Origin of the sequence: Pseudomonas graminis, from assembly GCF_900111735.1 — a bacterium.
GTDB classification, from domain to species: Bacteria; Pseudomonadota; Gammaproteobacteria; order Pseudomonadales; family Pseudomonadaceae; genus Aquipseudomonas; species Aquipseudomonas graminis.
The window spans coordinates 1-7559 of sequence record NZ_FOHW01000072.1 but is presented as its reverse complement, the minus strand read 5'-3'; the positions used below and the strand labels follow the sequence as shown (position 1 = coordinate 7559).

Below are 7559 nucleotides of genomic sequence, written 5' to 3'. Positions count from 1 at the left end.
CGTTGTGACACCTGGCGCATTCCCGGCTAAAGCCGGTCCCAGAATGGGCACTCGCTGTGTCAGTGGGACCGGCTTCAGCCGGGAAGAGGCCGGTGAGTACACCCTCAGTTTCTCGGTGTGACGCCTGACGCATTCCCGGCTAAAGCCGGTCCCACAATGGGTACATCCCATGCCCGCGTTGTACAACCCTCCCCCGCTGCAGTGACCATCCGCGCTATGATTCGGGCCGTTGCCTGTCCGAATCGTCAAGGAGCTTTCCTGCATGTTCGACTTCTCCGCTCAGCTCAAACAGCGGTTCGCCGCCCTGCAGAGCAGCGCCCCGTTTTTCTCCCTGCGTTACGTCAAACAGACCAGCCAGCATCTGTCGGTGCGCAAGAACGTCGCCGAGCCGCCGCAATTGAGCATCGACGAGGGCGCGATGCTCACCGTGCGCGTCAATGGCGTCGAAGCCTACGCGGCCACCAACGACATCTCCCAGCGCGGGCTTCAAACGGCGCTGGAGCAGGCTGAAATTCAAGCGCGGCAACTGGCCCCGCATTCTCTTCTCGACCTGCGCGACCATGCTGTCGCCACCGCCCACGCCGATTACCTTTCGCCCAATCTGCAAAATGCGTTTCCATCGCTCAGTGATTGCTACGCCCTGCTCAATGCCGAATCGGCGTCGGTGCCGAGGGACGAACGTCTGGTCAACTGGCAGGTGAGCCTGGGGCTCGAGAACGTCGAGCAAATCTACCTCAACAACGCCGGCGCCGAGATCCGCCAGGCCCAGCGCTTCGTCTTCCCTGGCCTCACCGTCACGGCTTACGACGGCCAGGACAGCCAGACCCGCAGCCTCGGTCGCGAAAACTTCGGCCAGCAAGGCGGCGCGGAAGTCATCGCGTCGTGCGGGATCATTGGCGCGGCCGTCAACGTCGCCGATCAGGCCCTGCAACTGGTCATGGCGCCGAACACACCCACCGGCCCGCGCGATCTGTTGCTGACACCCGACCAGATGACCCTGCAAATCCACGAATCCATCGGCCACCCGCTGGAGCTGGACCGCATCCTCGGCGATGAGCGCAACTACGCCGGGACCAGCTTCGTCAAAGCCAGCGACTTCGGCAGCCTGCAATACGGCTCAAGCCTGCTCAACGTGACCTTCGATCCTGAAATCCCCGAGCAACTGGCGAGCTACGGCCACGACGACGATGGCACGCCGGCGAGCAAGCAATTTCTGATCAAGGACGGCGTACTGGTGAGGCCGCTGGGCGGCGCGCTGTCGCAATACCGCAGCGGTATGGAAGGCGTCGCCAACAGCCGCGCGTCGAGCTGGAACCGCGCGCCCATCGACCGCATGGCCAACCTCAACATCGAGCCGGGCGACCAGTCGATGGCGCAGCTCATTGGTGGCATCGAGCACGGCATTTTGATGAGCACCAACCGCTCGTGGTCGATCGACGATGCGCGCAACAAATTCCAGTTCGGCTGTGAGTGGGGTCAGTTGATCGAGAACGGCGAGATCAAGGGCGTGGTGAAAAACCCCAACTACCGCGCGATCTCCGCCCAGTTCTGGCGCAACCTCAGCGCGGTCGGCGACGCCAGCACCTTCAAGGTCCTCGGGACGCCCAACTGTGGCAAAGGCGAGCCCAATCAAGTGATCCGCGTGGGGCATGCCTCGCCCGCTTGCGTGTTCGCGAGCGTTGATGTTTTCGGAGGTGACGCATGATGTCCCATCAAGCTCAATTCAAAGCCCTGGCCGAGTGGCTGCACAGCGCGGTCACTGCGGACGAGCGTTACACCCTCAGCTATGACGCCGAAGCGTCGGACTTCATCCGTTTCAATCACGCCAAAGTGCGTCAGGCCGGCCACGTGCAGCAGGCCAGTGTGACGTTCAAACTGATCGCCGCAGGCCGCCACGCCAACCTGAACCTCACGCTGTCGGGCGATGGCGAGGTGGATCGACAGCGCCTGAGCGAAGCCCTGCTTCAGCTGCGCGAAACCCTGACGCTGTTGCCGGAAGATCCTTATCTGCAACCGAACGACGAGGCCTGGCAGAGCAGCAGTGTGCAGGAGACGCCGCTGCCGGACAGCGCCCATGTCGTCGAGCAGATCGCGCAACTGGGCGAGGGGCTGGATCTGGTGGGCATCTACGCGGCCGGGCCGATCTATCGCGGCTTTGCCAGTTCCAGCGGCGCGCTCGGCTGGCACCAGGCCAACAGCTTCAATTTCGACTGGAGCCTGTTCCACGAGAACGGCCAGGCGGTGAAAGCCAACTACGCCGGCCATACCTGGGCGGATGAAGGCTTTGCACGGCGCTTTGCGCTGGCCCGTGAGCAATTGGCGTTTCTTGGCCGCCCGGCACACGCCCTCGCGCCCGGGCAATACCGCGCTTATCTGGCGCCTGCCGCACTTGAAGAAGTCATGGGCATGCTGTGCTGGGGTGGTTTCTCCGCGCAGTCGCTGGCTGACAAGACCAGTCCTTTGCAGCGGCTGTACGACGGCCAATCCATGCTGAGCCCGCTGGTGAGTTTGAACGAGCAGGTCAGCGGCTCGCTGTCCCCTGCGTTTTCCGGCGAGGGCTATCCGCGCATGGACCTGTCGCTGGTGGCCGAAGGCGTGGCCCGGGATCGCATGATCGATTCGCGCAGTGCGGCCGAATATGGCCTTGTCGCCAACGGCGCGGGCTGGGGCGAGTCGCCGAGCGCGCTGAGCATGGCGGGTGGTTCGCTAGCGCTGGATGAGGTGTTGAAAGCACTGGGCACGGGCCTGTACATCAGCAACCTGTGGTACCTGAATTTCTCGGACCGCACCGCCGGGCGCATCACCGGGATGACCCGCTTCGCCACGTTCTGGGTCGAAGACGGGCAAATCAAGGCACCGGTCAACACCATGCGCTTCGACGACAGTATCTTCGCGCTGCTGGGCACGGCGCTGGAACAACTGACCACAGAAAGGGAACTCCTGCTGTCGACGAGCACCTACAGTCAGCGCCAGACCGCCTCGAGTCTGCTGCCCGGCGCATTGCTGAGTGGGTTGATGCTGACGCTGTAACGCCGGCTCCTACGGAATGCGACCACAAGCGGGACCTGCCGCGCGATAGGCAGCCCGCGATAGCAACAATCGATCAAGCACGAGCAACCACAAGGACCCTCGATCCACATGCCGACCTCAACACCGCAGTTGGACGCCCGCACCCTGCGCTGGATGCCATGGGTCATCGCCATCGCTTTTTTCATGCAAAGCCTGGACGGCACGATCCTCAACACCGCGCTGCCGTCCATGGCCGGCTCGCTGGCGGAAAACCCGCTGCGCATGCAGTCGGTGATCATCGCTTACATGTTGACCATCGCCCTGCTGATTCCGGCGTCGGGCTGGATTTCCGACCGTTTCGGCATCAAGCGCATCTTCTTCAGCGCCATCCTGTTGTTCAGCTTCGGCTCGTTGCTGTGTGCGGTGTCCAACTCCCTCGGCATGCTGGTAGGCGCGCGGGTGATTCAGGGCCTCGGCGGTGCGTTGATGATGCCGGTCGGCCGGCTCATCGTGCTGCGCGCCTACCCCCGAGCCGAACTGGTGCGCACCTTGAGCTTCATCACCATGCCCGCCCTGCTCGGCCCGCTGATGGGCCCGACGGTCGGCGGCTGGCTGGTGGAATACCTGAGCTGGCACTGGATTTTCCTGATCAACCTCCCGGTGGGGATTCTTGGGTGTTTCGCCGTACGCAAATTCATCCCCGATCTTCAGGGCGGCGTGCGCACCCGGTTTGATCTGGTGGGGTTCGGACTCTTCGGCGCGTCGATGGTGCTGATCACGATTGCAATGGAAGGACTTGGCGAACTGAACCTGCCGCACTTGCGGGTGGTGATGTTGCTGTTCGGCGGCATGGCGTGTCTCGCCGCGTACTGGTTGCGCGCCAGTCATGTGGAAGCGCCGCTGTTCTCCGCTCAGCTGTTCAAGACCCGCAGTTTCGCGGTGGGCATTATGGGCAATCTGTTTGCCCGACTGGGCAGCGGCGCCCTGCCCTTCCTCCTGCCGCTGATGCTGCAAGTCGCTCTGGGTTATTCGCCGTCACACGCCGGCATGAGCATGATTCCCCTGGCCCTCGCGGCGATGTTCGCCAAACCGCTGGCGACCAAAGCTATCGAGCGACTGGGTTATCGCATCGTGCTGACCGGTAACACGCTGCTGCTGGGTATCTTGCTGGCGAGCATGGCGTTGGTCACTGCCGACACGCCGTACTGGCTGCTGCTGATTCATCTGGCGTTTCTGGGCGGGGTCAACTCGCTGCAGTTCTCGGCAATGAACGCGGTGACCCTGATTGACCTCGACGATGCCAGTGCCGCCAGCGGAAACAGTCTGCTGTCGGTGGTCGCGCAGTTGTCCCTGAGCCTCGGCGTCGCCTGCGCGGCCGCGCTGCTGGGCGGATTCAGCGACGACGTGGCGACGGGCGAAGTCAGCGATGTCCTCGGCGCGTTTCAGCTGACCTTCCTGTGCGTCGGCGTGCTGGCGATGCTGGCGGCGTCGATCTTCCTGCAGCTATCGCCGCGCATGGCCCCCGAAGCACCGGCGCGCAAACCACAACCGGAGCCCGAGATCGAGGCGTGATGCACTCACCATTTATCGCGCGCGGCCCCAAGGCAGGGGCCGCGACCTGATACACTGCGCGACATTTTGTTTTGCAGGCCCGTCCCGTGACTAACACCGCTTTTAACTCACTGCCCCTTTCCGCCGCCATGCTGGCTAACCTGGAGTCCCTTGGTTATGCCGAGATGACGCCGATTCAGGCGCAGAGCCTGCCGGTGATCGTCAAGGGGATGGACCTGATCGCACAGGCCAAGACGGGCTCTGGCAAGACTGCTGCATTCGGCATCGGCCTGCTCAATCCGATCAATCCGCGCTATTTCGGCTGCCAGGCGTTGGTGCTCTGCCCCACCCGGGAGCTGGCCGACCAAGTGGCCAAGGAAATCCGTCGTCTGGCGCGTTCCGAAGACAACATAAAAGTGCTGACCCTTTGCGGCGGCGTGTCTTTCGGCCCTCAAATCGGCTCTCTGGAGCACGGCGCGCACATCATTGTCGGCACGCCGGGTCGCATCCAGCAGCACCTGCGCAAAGGCTCGCTGGTGCTGGACGGCCTGAACACGCTGGTGCTGGACGAAGCTGACCGCATGCTCGATATGGGGTTCTACGACGCCATTGCCGACATCATCGAGCAGACGCCCAAGCGTCGCCAGACGCTGCTGTTCTCGGCCACATACCCGGTCGGCATCAAGCAGCTGTCCTCGAAATTCATGCGCGATCCGCAGACCGTCAAGGTCGAAGCGCTCCACGCCGACAGCCAGATCGAGCAAATCTTTTACGAAATCGCCCCGGAGCAACGCCTCGAAGCGGTGGTCCGCGTGCTCGATCATTTCCGTCCGCAGTCCTGCGTGGCGTTCTGTTTCACCAAGCAGCAGGTTCAGGAAGTGGTCGATCACCTGACCGCCAAGGGCATGTCTGCCGTCGGCCTGCATGGCGATCTGGAACAGCGCGACCGTGACCAGGTGCTGGCGATGTTCGCCAACCGCAGCACCTCGGTGCTGGTGGCCACCGACGTTGCTGCGCGCGGTCTGGACATCGATGGTCTGGACATGGTGCTCAACGTCGAGCTGGCGCGGGATTCTGAAATTCACATCCACCGCGTCGGCCGTACCGGTCGTGCGGGTGAGACCGGCATCGCTGTCAGCCTCGTCGCACCCGGTGAAAGCCAGCGCGCCCGTGCGGTTGAAGAGCTGCAGAAAGCGCCGCTCAACTGGCAGCAGTATGACCAACTGGAACGCAAGGAAGGCGGCAAGCTGCTGCCACCGATGACCACCCTGTGCATCGGTTCCGGCCGCAAAGACAAGCTGCGCCCTGGCGACATTCTGGGCGCGCTGACCGGCGAAGCAGGCATTCCCGGCACTCAGGTGGGCAAGATCGCGATCTTTGATTTCCAGGCCTACGTCGCCGTGGAGCGCAGCATGGCCAAGCAGGCACTGGAGCGTTTGAACAACGGCAAGATCAAAGGCAAATCGTTGCGCGTGCGGATTCTTTAATCCGCCCAGTACCGAGTCGCCCCCTGATCGCGAGCAAGCTCACTCCTACAAGGCCGCGCAACCCCTGTAGGAGTGAGCTGATCGTTCCCACGCTCTGCGTGGTAACGCCGGGCCGGGCGCTCTGCGCCCTAGGGTGACGCCGAGCGTCACGGTATGCATACCAACGCAGAGCGTTGGCACGATCTTCTTCCCGATATTCCGAGGACACCGCTTTGCCCGTTACTGACGTTGTGATAATCGGCGCCGGCGCCGCAGGTTTGATGTGTGCATTCACGGCGGCCCAGCGCGGGCGCAAGGTCATGTTGATCGATCACGCCAACAAGCCGGGCAAGAAAATCCTCATGTCGGGCGGCGGTCGCTGCAACTTCACCAACATGTATACCGAGCCCGCCAACTTCCTCTCGCAGAACCCGCATTTCTGCAAATCGGCGCTGGCCCGCTACACCCAGTGGGACTTCATCGAACTGGTGGGCAAGCACGGCGTGCCGTACCACGAGAAGAAACTCGGCCAGCTGTTCTGCGACAACAAGTCCATCGACATCCTTAATCTGCTGCTCGCCGAATGCGACACCGCTGGCGTGAGCCTGCACATGGACACTTCGGTGCAGAGCATCGAGAAAGCCGAAAACGGTTACCTGCTGAAAACCACCCTGGGCGAACTGCGTTGCGAGTCGCTGGTGATTGCCACGGGCGGCCTGTCGATTCCGACGCTGGGGGCGACCGGTTTCGGTTATCAGGTCGGCAAGCAGTTCGGCCATACGCTGCTGCCTACCCGGGCGGGCCTGGTGCCGTTCACCATCACCGATCAGTTGAAAGAGCTGTGCACCGAGCTGACCGGCACGTCGGTCGATTGCCTGGTGAGCTGCAACGACGTCAGCTTTCGCGAAAACATCCTGTTCACCCACCGTGGCTTGAGCGGGCCGGCGATCCTGCAGATTTCGTCCTTCTGGCAGCCAGGCGATACGGTCGAAATCAACCTGATGCCCGACCATGACGCCCACAACTGGCTGACCGAGCAACAGGCCGAACGCCCGAACAGCGAACTGAAAACGCTGCTTGGCGAGATTTTCACCAAGAAAATGGCCAACCTGATCGCCGAGCAGTGGTTTGTGTCCAAGCCGATGAAGCAGTACACCCACGCCGAACTGGCCGACGTCGCCGCCAAACTGGCGAGCTGGCAGGTGGTGCCGGCGGGTACCGAAGGCTATCGCACGGCGGAAGTGACCCTGGGCGGCATCGACACCCGGGAAGTCTCGTCGAAGACCATGGAATCCCTTAAATCGCCGGGCCTGTACTTCATTGGCGAGGTGCTGGATGTCAGCGGGCATCTGGGCGGCTTTAACTTCCAGTGGGCCTGGGCATCGGCCTATGCGGCGGCGCAGTTCGTCTGAGCATTCGCTGCAAGCACGCTCAAAACAGCACAGACGCACGCGATCTCTGTAGGAGCCATCGGAGTTTACGACGGTCGCGAAGAGGCCGGGCCAGGCAATACTCATTCAGTGCCTGACCTTC

General features: G+C 62.6%; 5 protein-coding genes. All 5 read left to right on the top strand.

Going from position 1 to position 7559, the window contains the following annotated elements; translation table 11 throughout:
* The first annotated feature begins 262 nt into the window (after positions 1-262).
* Positions 263-1705 (top strand): TldD/PmbA family protein, encoded by a 1443-nt coding sequence (locus tag BMY98_RS26215; protein ID WP_074893680.1) that lies wholly within the window; start codon positions 263-265, stop codon positions 1703-1705.
* A complete protein-coding gene (locus BMY98_RS26210) occupies positions 1705-3030 on the top strand; it encodes a TldD/PmbA family protein (protein ID WP_074893682.1) in 1326 nt (441 codons plus the stop codon). The genes BMY98_RS26215 and BMY98_RS26210 overlap by 1 nt, the downstream gene beginning before the upstream one ends.
* Before the next feature lie 108 nt (positions 3031-3138).
* Positions 3139-4581: a multidrug transporter subunit MdtD gene (gene mdtD / locus BMY98_RS26205; RefSeq protein ID WP_074893678.1), complete on the top strand. Its 1443-nt coding sequence runs from the start codon at positions 3139-3141 to the stop codon at positions 4579-4581.
* A gap of 86 nt (positions 4582-4667) precedes the next feature.
* Positions 4668-6047: an ATP-dependent RNA helicase DbpA gene (dbpA, locus tag BMY98_RS26200; protein WP_074893676.1), complete on the top strand. Its 1380-nt coding sequence runs from the start codon at positions 4668-4670 to the stop codon at positions 6045-6047.
* A gap of 212 nt (positions 6048-6259) precedes the next feature.
* Entirely contained in the window at positions 6260-7438 is a 1179-nt protein-coding gene (locus BMY98_RS26195; RefSeq protein WP_074893674.1) for a BaiN/RdsA family NAD(P)/FAD-dependent oxidoreductase, read from the top strand.
* The last annotated feature ends 121 nt before the right edge of the window (positions 7439-7559 follow it).